The 13,529-nt window shown below is 64.1% G+C and carries 14 protein-coding genes; 6 read left to right on the plus strand and 8 right to left on the minus strand.

Going from position 1 to position 13,529, the window contains the following annotated elements; translation table 11 throughout:
• Positions 1 to 169 precede the first annotated feature (169 nt).
• Positions 170 to 1,318 (plus strand): ribonuclease D, encoded by a 1,149-nt coding sequence (gene rnd, locus P6U29_RS23800; protein WP_407112551.1) that lies wholly within the window; start codon positions 170 to 172, stop codon positions 1,316 to 1,318.
• Between the two features lie 120 nt (positions 1,319 to 1,438).
• Here rnd and P6U29_RS23805 read toward each other — a convergent pair whose 3' ends face one another.
• From P6U29_RS23805 to P6U29_RS23825, 5 genes are all read right to left on the minus strand, one after another.
• Positions 1,439 to 2,821 carry an aspartate aminotransferase family protein gene (locus P6U29_RS23805; protein ID WP_407112552.1) on the minus strand — a complete coding sequence of 461 codons (1,383 nt, stop codon included), beginning with the start codon at positions 2,819 to 2,821 and terminating at the stop codon, positions 1,439 to 1,441.
• A 172-nt stretch (positions 2,822 to 2,993) separates the two neighbouring features.
• On the minus strand, positions 2,994 to 3,164 hold the full coding sequence (locus P6U29_RS23810) for a hypothetical protein (RefSeq protein WP_407112553.1): 171 nt from the start codon (positions 3,162 to 3,164) through the stop codon (positions 2,994 to 2,996).
• A gap of 30 nt (positions 3,165 to 3,194) precedes the next feature.
• Positions 3,195 to 3,758, minus strand: coding sequence for an isochorismatase family protein (locus tag P6U29_RS23815; RefSeq protein ID WP_407112554.1), 564 nt, complete (start codon positions 3,756 to 3,758; stop codon positions 3,195 to 3,197).
• A gap of 25 nt (positions 3,759 to 3,783) precedes the next feature.
• Positions 3,784 to 4,404: a GNAT family N-acetyltransferase gene (locus P6U29_RS23820; RefSeq protein ID WP_018645421.1), complete on the minus strand. Its 621-nt coding sequence runs from the start codon at positions 4,402 to 4,404 to the stop codon at positions 3,784 to 3,786.
• The gene (locus P6U29_RS23825; protein ID WP_407112555.1) at positions 4,391 to 5,008 is read right to left on the minus strand and encodes a hypothetical protein; all 618 of its coding nucleotides are present in this window, start codon (positions 5,006 to 5,008) and stop codon (positions 4,391 to 4,393) included. Before P6U29_RS23825 ends, P6U29_RS23820 begins: the two co-directional genes overlap by 14 nt.
• Positions 5,009 to 5,079: 71 nt before the next feature.
• Here P6U29_RS23825 and P6U29_RS23830 point away from each other — a divergent pair, with 71 nt between their 5' ends.
• Positions 5,080 to 6,120, plus strand: coding sequence for a LysR family transcriptional regulator (locus tag P6U29_RS23830; protein WP_407112556.1), 1,041 nt, complete (start codon positions 5,080 to 5,082; stop codon positions 6,118 to 6,120).
• 18 nt (positions 6,121 to 6,138) lie between these two features.
• On the opposite strand, the gene P6U29_RS23835 is transcribed toward P6U29_RS23830, so the two are convergent.
• Positions 6,139 to 7,308: an autotransporter outer membrane beta-barrel domain-containing protein gene (locus tag P6U29_RS23835; RefSeq protein WP_407112557.1), complete on the minus strand. Its 1,170-nt coding sequence runs from the start codon at positions 7,306 to 7,308 to the stop codon at positions 6,139 to 6,141.
• Positions 7,309 to 7,686: 378 nt separating this feature from the next.
• On the opposite strand from P6U29_RS23835, the gene P6U29_RS23840 reads away from it, so the two are divergent.
• Entirely contained in the window at positions 7,687 to 7,893 is a 207-nt protein-coding gene (locus tag P6U29_RS23840) for a cold-shock protein (protein ID WP_407112558.1), read from the plus strand.
• A gap of 84 nt (positions 7,894 to 7,977) precedes the next feature.
• On the opposite strand, the gene purN is transcribed toward P6U29_RS23840, so the two are convergent.
• Both purN and purM read right to left on the minus strand, forming a co-directional pair.
• Positions 7,978 to 8,631 carry a phosphoribosylglycinamide formyltransferase gene (purN, locus tag P6U29_RS23845; protein ID WP_407119408.1) on the minus strand — a complete coding sequence of 218 codons (654 nt, stop codon included), beginning with the start codon at positions 8,629 to 8,631 and terminating at the stop codon, positions 7,978 to 7,980.
• Positions 8,631 to 9,704, minus strand: coding sequence for a phosphoribosylformylglycinamidine cyclo-ligase (purM, locus tag P6U29_RS23850; protein WP_407112559.1), 1,074 nt, complete (start codon positions 9,702 to 9,704; stop codon positions 8,631 to 8,633). The genes purN and purM overlap by 1 nt, the downstream gene beginning before the upstream one ends.
• Positions 9,705 to 9,860: 156 nt before the next feature.
• On the opposite strand from purM, the gene P6U29_RS23855 reads away from it, so the two are divergent.
• The 3 genes from P6U29_RS23855 to P6U29_RS23865 all read left to right on the plus strand — a co-directional run bounded on the left by P6U29_RS23855 (position 9,861) and on the right by P6U29_RS23865 (position 13,518).
• The gene (locus P6U29_RS23855; protein ID WP_407112560.1) at positions 9,861 to 10,403 is read left to right on the plus strand and encodes a CDP-alcohol phosphatidyltransferase family protein; all 543 of its coding nucleotides are present in this window, start codon (positions 9,861 to 9,863) and stop codon (positions 10,401 to 10,403) included.
• 93 nt (positions 10,404 to 10,496) lie between these two features.
• Positions 10,497 to 11,174 carry a chromosomal replication initiator DnaA gene (locus P6U29_RS23860; RefSeq protein ID WP_407112561.1) on the plus strand — a complete coding sequence of 226 codons (678 nt, stop codon included), beginning with the start codon at positions 10,497 to 10,499 and terminating at the stop codon, positions 11,172 to 11,174.
• Between the two features lie 154 nt (positions 11,175 to 11,328).
• Positions 11,329 to 13,518 carry an RNA degradosome polyphosphate kinase gene (locus tag P6U29_RS23865; RefSeq protein ID WP_407119409.1) on the plus strand — a complete coding sequence of 730 codons (2,190 nt, stop codon included), beginning with the start codon at positions 11,329 to 11,331 and terminating at the stop codon, positions 13,516 to 13,518.
• Positions 13,519 to 13,529 lie beyond the last annotated feature (11 nt).

A 13,529-nucleotide genomic window follows, 5' to 3' on the forward strand; every position in this document is an offset into this window, starting at 1 on the left:
TGGTGGCGCTGCCCTGCGCGCGAAAACCCTCGCAGCGGGTCCGTTACGAATAGGAATTTGGTCGGAAAGTTCCGATTCCGGTCCGATGCAGGGCTTGAATTCGTTTAGAGCCCCTTGACATCACAGCACTTTCGGCAGAACGGCTGATATTAAGTGTCATGGGCCGTTCATGGATTTGATTACCACCACCGCTGACCTCGCGGCTGCCTGCAGCCGGCTGGCCAAGCACCCCATCATAACAGTCGATACCGAGTTTCTGCGCGAGACCACCTATTACCCGCTGCTATGCGTGGTGCAGATGGCCAGCGCCGAGGAAGCCGTGGTCATCGACGCCCTGGCCGAGGGCATCGATCTCAAACCGTTCTTCGAGCTGATGGGCAACGAGGGCGTGCTGAAGGTCTTCCACGCGGCCCGCCAGGACATCGAGATCATCTGGCACCAGGCCAACATCATCCCGCATCCGGTGTTCGATACCCAGGTTGCCGCAATGGTGCTCGGCTACGGCGACAGCATTGCCTATGACGCGCTGGTCGAGAAGGTCACCGGTCACCGTCCGGACAAGACCCACCGCTTCACCGACTGGTCGCGGCGGCCGCTGACCAAGGAGCAGATGCATTACGCGGTGTCCGACGTCACGCACTTGCGCGACGTCTTCGCGGCGCTCGACGCCGACCTCAAGAAGCGCCGCCGCAGCGAATGGGTCTCGATCGAGATGGAGGTTCTGACCTCGCCCCGCACCTACGATTTCCACCCCGAGCGTGCCTGGGAGCGGCTGAAGACGCGGGTGCGCAAGCCCAAGGACCTCGCGGTGCTGATGGAGGTCGCGGCCTGGCGCGAGCAGGAGGCGCAGAGCCGCGACGTGCCGCGCGGCCGCGTGCTGCGCGACGAAGCCATCACCGACATCGCGACCCACGCGCCGACCACGCTGGAGAAGCTCGCGCATCTGCGCTCGGTGCCGAAGGGGTTCGAGAAATCCAAATGGGGCGCGGACATCGTCGCCGCGGTCGAGCGCGGGCTGGCGCGGGATTTCTCGAAACTGCCCAAGCTTGAGAAACCACGCAACAACTCCAACGGTGCCGCCATTGTCGAGTTGCTGAAGGTCTTGCTGCGGATGACCGCCGAGCGCCATGCCGTGGCGAGCAAGGTGATCGCGACCGTCGACGATCTCGAAGAGATCGCGGCGGACGACGAGGCCGACGTGCCAGCCTTGCACGGCTGGCGCCGCGAGCTATTCGGCGACGCCGCACTGAAACTGAAGCGCGGCGAGCTGGCGCTGGCCATTGAGAAAGGCCGCGTGATCGGGGTGCAGCGAGCGTAGGGCTCGCCGCCTCCACATCGTCATTGCGAGCGTCGCGAAGCAATCCAGACTGCCTCCGCGGAAAGACTCTGGATTGCTTCGCTACGCTCGCAATGACGGAATTTGACGCAATAGCGTGCCCTACGCCGGCGTCAGCTTCGCCACTTCCGCCTTCATGTCGTTCAGCACGCCCGAGATCGCAGCGACCAGCTCGTCGATCTGGGCCTTGGTCGTGATCAGCGGCGGGCAGATGGCGATGGCATCGAGCATGTTGCGCGAGATCACGCCGCGCTCCTGGAGCATGCGGCTGGCGATGCCGCCGACAGCGCCAGGCGTGGCCGCTGCGGTCTTGCGTCCCTTGTCGAGCACGAGCTCGAGCGCTGCGATCATGCCGACACCGCGGACCTCGCCGACCAGTGGATGGCTGGCGAGCTCACGTAAGCGGCCCTGCATGTAGCCGCCGAGCTCGGCCGCGTGCGCGACCAGGCAGCGCTCCTCAATGATCTTGAGGTTTTCGAGCGCGATCGCCGCGCCGACGGGATGGCCGCCCGCGGTGAATCCGTGGCCGAGCACGCCGATCTTGTTGCTCTCGTCCGCGATCGGCTCGAACATGCGATCGTTCAGCATGATCGCCGACAGCGGGAAATAGCTCGAGGTGATCTGCTTGGAGACCACCATCGCGTCGGGCTTGATGCCATAGGTGTCGCAGCCGAACATCTTGCCGGTGCGGCCGAAGCCGCAGATCACCTCGTCAGCGACCAGCAGGATGTCGTACTTCTTCAGGACCTTCTGGATCTTGTCCCAATAGGTCGCCGGCGGAACGATGACGCCGCCCGCTCCCATCACCGGCTCACCGAAGAAGGCCGCGATCGTATCCGGCCCCTCCTTCTGGATCAGGGCATCGAGCTCCTCGGCCCTGCGCGTGGCAAACGCCTCCTCGCTCTCGCCGGGCGCGCCGTCCTTGTAGAAATGCGGCGAGCCCGTGTGCAAAATGTTCGGCAGCGGCAGGTCGAACGAGCGATGGTTGTTCGGAAGGCCCGTGAGGCTGGCCGACGCAATGGTGACGCCGTGATAGGCGCGCAGGCGGCTGATCACCTTCTTGCGCTGGGGCTGGCCGAGCGCATTGGAACGATAGGCGATCAGCTTCAACACGGTGTCGTTGGCTTCCGAGCCGGAATTGGTGAAGAACACCTTGCTCATCGGCACCGGCGCGAGCGCGACCAGCTTCTCCGCGAGGTCGATCGAGGGCCCGTGCGATTTGGCGGAGAACGTGTGGTAGAACGGCAACGCCTGCATCTGCCTGTGCGCCGCCTCGACCAGCCGCTTTTCGTTGAAGCCGAGCCCGACGCTCCACAGGCCGGCCATCGCTTCGAAATAGCGCTTGCCCGTCGCGTCGAAGACATAAGGCCCCTCGCCGCGCTCGATCACCAGGGGACCGGCCTGCTGATGCGAGCGCGCGTTGGTGTAGGGATGGAGCTGGTAGGCCACATCCCGGGCCTCTTGCGAATTGGGCAGCATGGACATTTGCGAAGATCCTTGAAAGCGTCACGTCGCAGGCATAGCCGGCGTCATCACCCGATGATCAAGATACTTGGCTATTGCGACAACGCAGAACTTGCAACGTCAATGTGTCGGCAGCAAGCGCTCAGCAGCGTTGCACAAAGCCGCACATGACATGACCGCGCTGGGGTAGCCCTCACGCTGCGCCGTCGTCGTCCCCCTCGTCGGTGGCGGCAACGGCCTCCCTCACCTCTACGAGCGCCATCGAGAGCAAATAGACTGTCGTGGGCAACCCAAGCCTGCGCGCCTTCTCGGCGGCACGCGACAGATCGCTCGCCAGCTCCTTGAGCTCGTCTCCCCGTGACAATCTCTCACCCCATCCGTCGGTTGCGGCCGCCTACATCGCAACGACGCCGCTGGCTCTGATCAGTTCGGCGCTGGACTGAATTGTAGCAAAGTTCCCGATGACATTCACTACCGCATGCCTGTAGGCGGCGGCACCGTCCGCGCCCGGCTGCCGGCATGCCACGGCGTCAGTGACAACCTGGTAGCGATGACTGCGGTGAAACCCGTCGACGGCGGTGGCCAGGATGGTCTCGTCCAGGGAAAAGCCGATCAGAATGCACCGCGTGGTGCGGATACTGGACATATAGTCCACAAACCGAGACGAGCTGTAGGCGGACGGCAACGGGTGCTCGAACGTCATCTCTCCCGGTCGCGGCTTGGTCTCCGCGATCCAATCGGTCAGCCTGGATGCCGGATTGAACCAGGCCGCCTGCGCGATGCGCTTCAGATGCATCACTGGCCACAGATTGGCGCGCCACAGCGTCAGGAGCTCCAGGCAACGCGCCGTCGCCGCATCACCGTCGAGGATGACGTGGCGGCGGCCGGGGGTCAGGTACTCGATCTGAAGATCCGCGCAGACCAGGATCGGCGGATCATCGTGGATGGAAGCCAGCATTTTGTTGCGCGCAGCTGCATCCGTTTCAGCGATCGGCGAGTGCGAGGTCCCGCAGCGGCGAGGTCACCGCCCGCCCCGCCGAGGCGTCGAGCACGCCCGGCCGGTCCCAATCGCCCTCCGGACGGATGATCACGTAAGGATCGCTGTCCAGCGTGATGGCGTCCGGCCCGGGCTCGATCTCGAGCAGCATCTCCGTGTAGGAGAAATCCGAGAAGGTGATCTTGCGGTTGTGACCGAGCGGCTTGGCGCCGAAATGGGCCCAGAAGTCGACCAGCCGGTCCTGCGCCTGGCCGTAGATCTTGCGAAAACCCTTGCGCTTCACATAGTCGACACTGGCCTGTACCAGCTTGAAGGAGACGCGCGAACGCCGGTATTGGTGCCGCACCGCGAGCCGCTCGACCTTGGCGAAATCCCCGAAGAAGCGGACCCGCAGGCAGCCCGCGGGCTCGTTGCCGACATAGCCGATGAAATGCGCGGCGACCATGTCGTTGCCGTCGAACTCCTCCTCGAACGGACAATCCTGCTCGGCAAGATAGACTGCCGAGCGAATGGCGGTGACCAGCATGAGATCGCTGGGATCGCGCGCGAGGCGGATGGTGATGGCGCGGGAGTCGGGCTTGGCAAGAGGAATTCTAGTGCCGTGCATCTGCAAAGCTCCTTGCTTGGATGATCGCGCCCGGCATGCGCATCGGCTGCCGATGCCAGGGGCGCTCGTAGCACCAAAGGTCGGGTTGGAAACTCGGGACAGGCGCAAAGCCTGTCGCCTTCATGATCTCGCGTCCGGCCACCGTTGACGGCTGCGCATAGCAATCCGCGCCGCGAAACCTTATCTGGCGAAGATGAGCAGCGGCCTTGCCCAGACCGGCGATGCCGCGGCCCGTCGCCGCGATCGCCCAGATGTAGATGGCAGCGACGTCTTCGTTCGTCGATGCGAGATAACGCGTCTCGGGCGCCGTGAGGCAGATCTCATCGAGCAGCAGCGCATCGTGTCCGCGATCGTTGAGAAACAGGAAGGCCATGCCGCCGACGAGCTTACCTTTCCGGCTGAACGTCAGAATACTCTGGGGATCGAGAGTGAAGTATCTCGCAAGCTCCACGGCGCCGATCTGCACGCCCGGCACGAGCCGGCGCGCCATCTCCGAAAGCGCCGCAATTTCGGAAAATTGCGCACAGCGGACGTCGATATCCGGGCTGAGCGGCAAGGCATCGAAATCATGCCTTGCGGCAAACGAGCCCCTTTCCATACTCATATCACGCCTCTATCGTTCGAGACTTTCATGCCCCGCTATGCCCATGAGCTTAGCGGCTGGGGACCAGGAGTATGCAGCAGTTATTGCACCGGGGTGCTGCGATCATGCAGCACCGTGAAGAAGCCCTGGGCGCGTCCTGGGACGATTTGAAGCTGTTTTTAGCGTGCGCAAAATATAAAAGTTTCCGCAATGCCGCCGAAGAGCTCGGGCTCACCTCCACCACTCTGATGCGCCGCATCGACCGGCTCGAAGAGAGCATCGGGTGCAAGCTGTTCCTGCGCGACCAGAGCGGACTCACGCTCAGCGATGAAGGCACCGCGATGATCGCCGACGTCACGCATATGGAGCGTCATGCCTTCAACGTCTTCCGCCGCGCCTCGCGATCCTCGAGCGACACCTCGGGCACCGTACGCGTCGCGGTGACGGAAGGGCCCGGCAATTTCTGGATCCTGCCGCGACTGATCGATTTCCAGAAGACCTACCGCAAGATCACCGTCGACCTTCGTTGCGCGATGGAACAGGCCGACGTCGCGCGGCTCGAATCCGATATCGCGATCCAGCTCGAGCCGCCGACCAATCCCGATCTGATCGTCGCCAAGCTAGGCCGCCTCCACATCTATCCCTTCGTCTCCAAGGAGTACGAGAGCCTCTACGGCGTTCCGGCAACGCTCGCCGAGCTGCAGAACCATCGTATCATCAAGCAGAGCGCGCCGCAGGTCGACGACGGCGCCTATGCCCGCGTGCTCGGATTGCAATCGCTGGAAGGCATCGTCGGGATCAAGACCAACTCCTCGGTCGGCGTGCTCTATGCGGTGGAGCGCGGCGCCGGCATCGGCTTCCTGCCGACGGTGTCGATCGCGCTCGGTGCGCCGCTCGTTGCCGTCGATCTCGGCGTCAGCCACCACGCCGATCTCTGGCTCACCTATCACAAGGAGTTTCGCACTTCCGAGCGGCACAAGATCGTCGTCGACTGGCTGAAGAAGATCTTCGATGCCAGGACCTATCCCTGCTTCCGCGATGAGTTCATCCATCCGAACGCGCTGGTGCCGATGATGACGGCCGCGCGCGAGGGGTTTGGATTGGCGGGCTATGTCGCGGCAACGCCGACGTGAGCGCCAGCGAACTTCAGATCACCATTTGTATTCGAAGCCGACCGTGCCCTGGTGCGAGATGAGCTCGTTGCGGAACTTGCCGTCGTAGTTGAGGTAAAGCCGAGCCACGTTGGTCAGGCTGAGCGAAGCCGAGGCACCGGCATCCACGCCGTAGCGGCTCTCGCCGATACCGGGGACAATGATGTTCTGGGCGCCCAGGCTGACCTGAATGGATCCCAGGTCCTGGTGGAAATTGTCGACGAACTTGCCGTAGGCGGACAGGTCCAGGATCTTCTGATCGACGAAAAAATAGCGGCCGATCTCGGCTCCGATCATGATGCGCGCGCGCGAGAGCGCCGTCGAGCCGACATTGAGCGGGTCGAGACCGCCGGTCTCCTGGAATGCGGCGCTGGTGGCGCGCACATATTCCAACGCGCCCTTGGGCACGATGCGCATCTGGTCCTTGGTCCAGTAATAGCTGATCTCTGTCAGCGCGCCGTCGATGGCGGCGCGATAGCCCGCGGTCGCAAGGCCAAGGCCGGTGTCGCGGCTGGAACGGACCTTGCCGAAGCCGTGCACCACGGCAAAGGCCCAGGTCCATGGGCCCTTGTCGACCGAGCCGCTGAAGCCGAGCTGAGTGAGGTCGAGCGTTGCCGACTGCAGCGCCAGCGGCACGTCGATGTCGGTGTGGCTCTGGTCGATGGAGAATCCGACGTTGACGCCGGGTGTGAGCCGCGCGCCGAAACCGGCGACGCCGCCGAAGGTCTTGCGCTTGTCGCCGACGAAGTCTCCTTGCGCATCCGTCCGGACCGAGATGCCATAGCCCTCGAACCAGGTGCGGTAGCGCGGATCTTCCGTGCTCGCCGACGCGCCGCCGCCGCCGGGATTGGTGCGGAACGCCCTGTTGAAACCATTCGAGGCCTGGTTACCGAGCCGTTCCAGGAAGTTAGAGCCGAGATTGAGTGTGCTGCTGCCGGCTGACTGATCGTAATTGGTCGAAGTCGGCGACGGGATCGGGGTCGGTGACGGCGTAGGCGTCGGGGTGGGCGTCGGGGTGGGCGTGGGTGTCGGGCTTTGCGCGAAGCTGGGCGTCACTGCCGCCATCATCATGACCAGCGCAAACGCCATTGCAAGCGCAGCCGCGATCCGGCGGACGCGGTCCAGCCCGATCGTCTGCCGTGTCCCGGAAAGCTGCGCAGCGCAGCACATGACGATAAATCCCGAAGCAAAGTGACGGCGCGCAAAAATGCAACACGGTCTGCGACGCTTGCGGCGATTTGTGCCGAACTGCCACTAGGGGTCAACCGGTTGGCGCATGACGGCCGAGGGTATTGCACCGATTGTGGTTCCGCTGCCACAGGTCGCAAATTGCGCTTGAAGGCGCCTGGCTTGGTCTTGAAATCCGTGCGCGGCTTGCTAGGCGGCGATTTTCATGTTGCAATATCGGTCACAATCGGAATTGGCCGTTTGCTGTGCGTTTCGCGACATTGCGCTTCAAGACTCGAACAGACTTCCGGAGGCCCGTTTGTGGCGTGGCACGCGAAAAAGCGGCCGCGTCTTTTTTATACCTAGTGGAGGAGACGAGAGATGCCGCAAAAGGGCACCGTCAAATGGTTCAACCCGACCAAGGGCTATGGGTTCATCAAGCCGAACGGCGGCGACAAGGACGTGTTCGTCCACATCTCCGCCGTCGAGCGCGCCGGACTCTCCACCCTCAATGAGAACCAGGTGGTTGAATTCGACCTCGTGGAGAACCGCGGCAAGACATCCGCAGAGAACCTCAAGATCTCCTGATGTCTCTCACGGCACGCGAGAGATCATGACGTTGCCCCCGGCGCTGCCGGGGGATTTTGTTTGGGCCCCAGACGCGACGGCGCTTCAATCCACCACCGGCGCAACCAAAAAATTCTCCGATGCCGCGCTGCCCGCGGTCCTGCACACGTCGCCCTCGATCCGCACCTTGCCGGTCGCCAGCAGCCGCAGCGCTTCTGGATAGATGCGATGCTCGACTTCGAGGATGCGCTCCGACAGCGTATCCGCTGTATCGTGGTCGCTGACGGGAACCGCGCCCTGCATCACGATCGGCCCGGCATCGGTCTCGGGGATGACGAAGTGCACCGTCGCGCCGGACAGTTTCACCCCGGCGCGCAGGGCCTGGCCGTGCGGATCGAGGCCGGGGAACGACGGCAGCAGCGAGGGATGGATGTTGAGCATCCGCCCGTACCAGGCCTTGGTGAACTCAGCCGTGAACAGGCGCATGAAGCCGCCGAGACAGATCAGCTCGATGCCGTGCTCGTCGAGCGCGGCCTGCAGCACCTTCTCGAAACCGGCGCGATCCTTGCCGAACGGCTTGCTCTCGATCACCTCGGTCTTCACGCCGCTCGCCCGGGCACGTTCGAGTCCGAGCGCATCGGCCTTATTGGAAATGACGAGCGATATCTCCGCCGGGAAATCCGGAGCGGCGGCGGCCCTGATCAGCGCGGCCATGTTGGAGCCGCGCCCGGAGATCAGGATGGCGACGCGGCGCCTCATCATAGCGCCAGATCGAGGCGGCCGTTATAGACGACGCGGTGCTCGCCGTCGGCCGGGATCACGGTGCCGAGTTGCGCCACGGTCTCGCCGGCGTCGGTGAAGACCTCGACGACCTTGTCGACCTTGTCAGGCTCGACGATCGCAATCATCCCGATGCCGCAGTTGAATGTGCGCAGCATTTCCAGCTCGGCGATGCCGGCCTGCGCGGCCAGCCATTTGAACACCGGCAGCACCGGCAGGCGGGTGAGATCAATGCCGACGCCGAGATGCTTGGGCAGGACGCGCGGGATGTTGTCGGTGAAGCCGCCGCCAGTGATGTGAGCGAGCCCCTTCACCGCGCCGGTCTCGCGGATCGCGCGCAGGCAGGATTTGACGTAGAGGCGCGTCGGCGTCAGCAGCGCGCCGCCGAGCGTCATCACGGGCGCGAACGGCGCCTGCGCCGAGAAGCCGAGACCGGATTGTTCCACGATCTTGCGCACCAGCGAGAAGCCGTTGGAATGCACGCCCGACGAGGCAAGACCGATCACGGCGTCACCCGCCGCGATGTCCTGGCGCGGCAGCAGCGTGCCCCGCTCGGCGGCGCCGACGGCAAAGCCGCCGAGGTCGTAGTCGCCGTCCTTGTAGAGGCCAGGCATCTCGGCGGTCTCCCCGCCGATCAGGGCGCAGCCGGACTCGCGGCAGCCCTCCGCAACGCCTGCGACGATCGCGGCGGTGGCCTCGGGGTCGAGCTTGCCGCAGGCGAAATAATCCAGGAAAAACAGCGGCTCGGCGCCCTGCACAACGAGGTCGTTGACGCTCATGGCCACGAGGTCGATGCCAATGCCGCCATGCAGACCGGTCTCGATCGCGATCTTGACCTTGGTGCCGACACCGTCGGTCGCGGCCACGAGGACCGGGTCCTTGAAACCGGCCGCCTTGAGGTCGAACAGACCGCCGAAGCCGCCGATCTCGGCATCCGCGCCCGGCCGTGCGGTGGCGCGCACCATCGGCTTGATCAGGTCGACCAATCGGTTGCCCGCGTCGATATCGACGCCTGAATCGGCGTAAGTGAGGCCGTTTTTGCGGTCGGTCATGCCCGATTTCCAGTGGGTTCGCGGCTGGTTACGTCGAATTCCGGGGACGCGCAATGGCTCGCATGGCGCTCCTCCCTATACTATGTAGAGATATCAACCGGTTCAGCCTCCTGAGGGGCCGGATCGAGGTCAGACCGGGTGCCGGGAAGCGCTTTCGTGAGTATTCCGAACATCATTACCCTGGGCCGCATCATGCTGGTCCCGATCATCGTCTGGGCCATCGTGTCGAGCCAAATGGAGGTGGCGTTCGCCGTCTTCCTGATCGCCGGCATCAGCGATGCCGTGGACGGCTTCTTGGCCAAGCGCTTCAACATGACCAGCGAACTCGGCGCCCTACTCGATCCGCTCGCGGACAAGGCGCTGCTGGTCTCGATCTACATGGCGCTCGGCATCTGGGGCGCGATCCCGCGCTGGATCGTGATCCTGGTGGTCTCGCGCGACATCATGATCGTTGCCGCCGTGATCGTATCCTGGTTGTTCGACCGGCCGGTCAAGATGAAGCCGTCGAAGGTGTCCAAGCTCAACACCGTGGCACAGGTGGCGTTCGCGGCCTTGGTGTTGGCGGCGCTTGCCTTCGGCTTCAAGCCGGCACCTTATGATATCATCCTGATGGGCCTCGTCACGGTCTTCACGCTCTCCTCCGTGTCGCTCTATCTCGTCGAGTGGCTAAAGCACATGAGCACGATCGAGGCCAAATGAAGTGAGGATACGGCCTGGCAAAAGGCCAAGTCCCGCACGATCAAGTCGAACCTCTTCAGACGGGCCGGCGTGCCGGCATGGAGCAAAGCAAGCGTGGCAGGCCGCGTTCATCCCCGACAATTGGCGTTTTCACTTCCGCATGCGGAGAGCCTCAGCCGGGACAATTTCCTCGAAGGCCCGGCCAATGCGGCCGGTCTCGGCCTGATCGACAGCTGGCCGGAATGGCCGAACCGGATCATGTGGCTGGCCGGGCCGGAAGGAAGCGGCAAGAGCCATCTCGCCGCGATCTGGGCCGAAGTATCAGGCGCCCGTTCGACCACCGCCAATGCACTCACTGCCGCAGGCGTTCCGGGCGCGCTCGCCACCGGCGCCCTGGTGGTCGAGGATCTCAAGACAAGGGATTTTGACGAGCGCGCCCTGTTTCACCTGATGAACCTCGCCCGCGAGGACGGTGCCTGCGTCCTCTTCACCGGACGCGAGGCGCCGGCCGCGCTCGAGATCGAGCTTCGCGACTTGCGCTCGCGTCTGCGGGCCGTTCCGGTGGTCGCGCTGCAGCCCCCCGACGACCAGCTCTTCCGCGGCCTGATCGTCAAGTTCTGCGCCGACCGCCAGCTCACCGTCGACGAGAGCGTGGTCGGCTACCTCGCCACCCGCCTGGAGCGGTCCTCGGCCGCCGCCCGGCAGGCCGTGGAACTGCTCGACAGCGAAGCCCTGCGGCTCGGCCGCCCCGTCACCCGGGCGCTGGCCGCTGAGTTGCTCCGAGACGCCTGACCGGCTCGCGGTCTCCCAAAGCGGCCTGAAACCCGCCTTGACGCGGCGCAGCGGCGGAACATCAATGTCATCGAAACGTCATCGCTCTAACACATGCTCCCGCCGATTTTGCGCGTAAGTCGCAATGGGGGCGAACTAGATGGACCGACTTCTGATGGACTCTGCGCAAGCTGTTGAAATCAAAGAGAAAGTCCCGGAAATCGAGGGTTTGCCGGCGATCGCATCCAGCCCTGAACGGTTCATCAACCGCGAGCTGTCCTGGCTGCATTTCAACCGCCGCGTCCTGGAGGAATCGGTCAATCCCAGCCACCCCGTGCTGGAGCGGGTGAGATTCCTGTCGATTTCCGCGAATAACCTCGACGAGTTCTTCATGGTCCGCGTCGCTGGCATCAAGGCCCAGGTGCGCGAGGGCATTGCCGAGCGCAGTCCAGATGGCCTGACGCCGTCGGAGCAGCTCGCGCTGATTAACCGCACCGTCTCCCAGCTCGCCTCCGACCAGCAGGCGATCTGGCGCGATCTGCGCGTTACGCTGGCCGAGGTCGGCATCGTGCTGGTCGACGGCAGGGACGTCACCAAGGCGGAGCGGGCCTGGATCGAGGACTACTTCCTCAACAATGTGTTCCCGCTGCTGACGCCGCTCGCGATCGATCCCGCCCACCCCTTCCCGTTCATTCCGAGCCTCGGCTTCACCATAGCGCTCCAGCTCACGCGCGCCGCCGACGGCAAGCAAATGAACGCGCTGATCCGCATGCCGGGCAAGATCGACCGCTTCATCCGCCTGCCGGCCGAAGGCACGGTGCGGCTGATCTCGCTGGAGCAGGCCACCGCCCTGTTCATCAACCGCCTGTTCCCCGGCTACAATCTGCACGGCCAGGGCGCCTTCCGCATCATCCGCGACTCCGAGCTCGAAATCGAGGAAGAGGCCGAAGACCTTGTCCGCCTGTTCGAGACCGCGCTCAAGCGGCGCCGCCGCGGATCGGTGATCCGGCTCGAGATCGACGCCAAGATGCCGGAGCAGTTGCGCAGCTTCGTGCAGCATGCGCTTTCGGCTGCCGACGACGAGGTCTTCCTGGTTGACGGCGTGCAGGCCATGAACGAGCTCTCGCAGCTCACCCGCCTCGACCGGCCCGATCTCGAATTCACCCCCTACGTGCCGCGCCATCCGGAGCGCGTGCGCGAGCATGGCGGCGACATCTTTGCCGCGATCCGGCAGAAGGACCTGATCGTCCACCATCCCTATGAATCCTTCGACGTCGTCGTGCAGTTCCTGCAGCAGGCCGCGCGCGATCCTGACGTCGTCGCGATCAAGCAGACGCTCTACCGCACCTCCAACAACTCGCCGATCGTGCGCGCGCTGGCGGAGGCCGCCGAGGCCGGCAAGTCCGTCACCGCGTTGATCGAGCTCAAGGCGCGCTTCGACGAGGAAGCCAACATCCGCTGGGCGCGCGACCTCGAGCGCGCCGGCGTGCAGGTCGTCTACGGCTTCCTCGAATTGAAGACGCACGCCAAACTCTCGATGGTCGTGCGCCGCGAGGGCGGCAGCCTGACGACTTACGTCCATACCGGCACCGGCAACTACCACCCGGTCACCGCGCGCATCTACACCGACCTCTCCTACTTCACCTCCGATCCGACCATCGGCCGCGATGCCGCGCGCGTGTTCAATTTCATCACCGGCTATGCCGCGCCCAGCGATCTGGAAAAGATGGCAGTGTCGCCACTGACCTTGCGCAAACGCATCATCGAGCACATTCAAAGCGAGACCGCGCATGCGCGGCACGGCCGGCCCGGCGCAGTCTGGATGAAGATGAACGCGCTGGTCGACCCCGACATCATCGACGCGCTCTACGAGGCCTCCCAGGCGGGCGTGCAGGTCGAGCTCGTGGTGCGCGGGATCTGCTGCCTCCGGCCCGGCATCCCCGGCCTCTCGGAGAACATCCGCGTCAAATCGATCATCGGACGTTTCCTGGAACATGGCCGAATCTACTGCTTCGGCATGGGCCAAGGCCTGCCGAGCGCGAAAGCGGCTGTGTATATCTCCTCCGCCGACATGATGCCGCGCAACCTCGACCGCCGCGTCGAGGTGCTGTGTCCGCTGCAAAATCCCACGGTGCATCAGCAGGTTCTCGAACAGATCATGGTCGCGAACTTGAAGGACAATGAGCAGAGCTGGCAGTTGTTGCCGGATGGGTCTTCAACGCGTATGAAGGCCGCGAAAGGCGAGGAGCCTTTCAACGTCCACAACTACTTCATGACAAATCCGAGTCTGTCTGGCCGTGGAAAGTCGCTCAAGGAATCCTCGCCGCGTCGTCTCACGCGCCGGAACGAACGCCATCAATCCTGATTCGGGACCTG

The sequence above is a fragment of the Bradyrhizobium sp. LMG 9283 genome, assembly GCF_045571415.1.
Classification (GTDB): Bacteria; Pseudomonadota; Alphaproteobacteria; order Rhizobiales; family Xanthobacteraceae; genus Bradyrhizobium.

Excerpts from the sequence above, each read along its gene's own strand:
- P6U29_RS23815 (WP_407112554.1), bottom strand. The coding sequence starts at position 3,758 with ATGCTGGCTTCCATCCACGATGATCCGCCGATCCTGGTCTGCGCGGAT.
- purM (WP_407112559.1), bottom strand. The coding sequence starts at position 9,704 with ATGACCGACCGCAAAAACGGCCTCACTTACGCCGATTCAGGCGTCGAT.
- rnd (WP_407112551.1), top strand. The coding sequence starts at position 170 with ATGGATTTGATTACCACCACCGCTGACCTCGCGGCTGCCTGCAGCCGG.
- P6U29_RS23825 (WP_407112555.1), bottom strand. The coding sequence starts at position 5,008 with ATGAGTATGGAAAGGGGCTCGTTTGCCGCAAGGCATGATTTCGATGCC.
- P6U29_RS23840 (WP_407112558.1), top strand. The coding sequence starts at position 7,687 with ATGCCGCAAAAGGGCACCGTCAAATGGTTCAACCCGACCAAGGGCTAT.
- P6U29_RS23865 (WP_407119409.1), top strand. The coding sequence starts at position 11,329 with ATGGACTCTGCGCAAGCTGTTGAAATCAAAGAGAAAGTCCCGGAAATC.
- purN (WP_407119408.1), bottom strand. The coding sequence starts at position 8,631 with ATGAGGCGCCGCGTCGCCATCCTGATCTCCGGGCGCGGCTCCAACATG.
- P6U29_RS23835 (WP_407112557.1), bottom strand. The coding sequence starts at position 7,308 with ATGTGCTGCGCTGCGCAGCTTTCCGGGACACGGCAGACGATCGGGCTG.
- P6U29_RS23830 (WP_407112556.1), top strand. The coding sequence starts at position 5,080 with ATGCAGCAGTTATTGCACCGGGGTGCTGCGATCATGCAGCACCGTGAA.
- P6U29_RS23820 (WP_018645421.1), bottom strand. The coding sequence starts at position 4,404 with ATGCACGGCACTAGAATTCCTCTTGCCAAGCCCGACTCCCGCGCCATC.
- P6U29_RS23805 (WP_407112552.1), bottom strand. The coding sequence starts at position 2,821 with ATGTCCATGCTGCCCAATTCGCAAGAGGCCCGGGATGTGGCCTACCAG.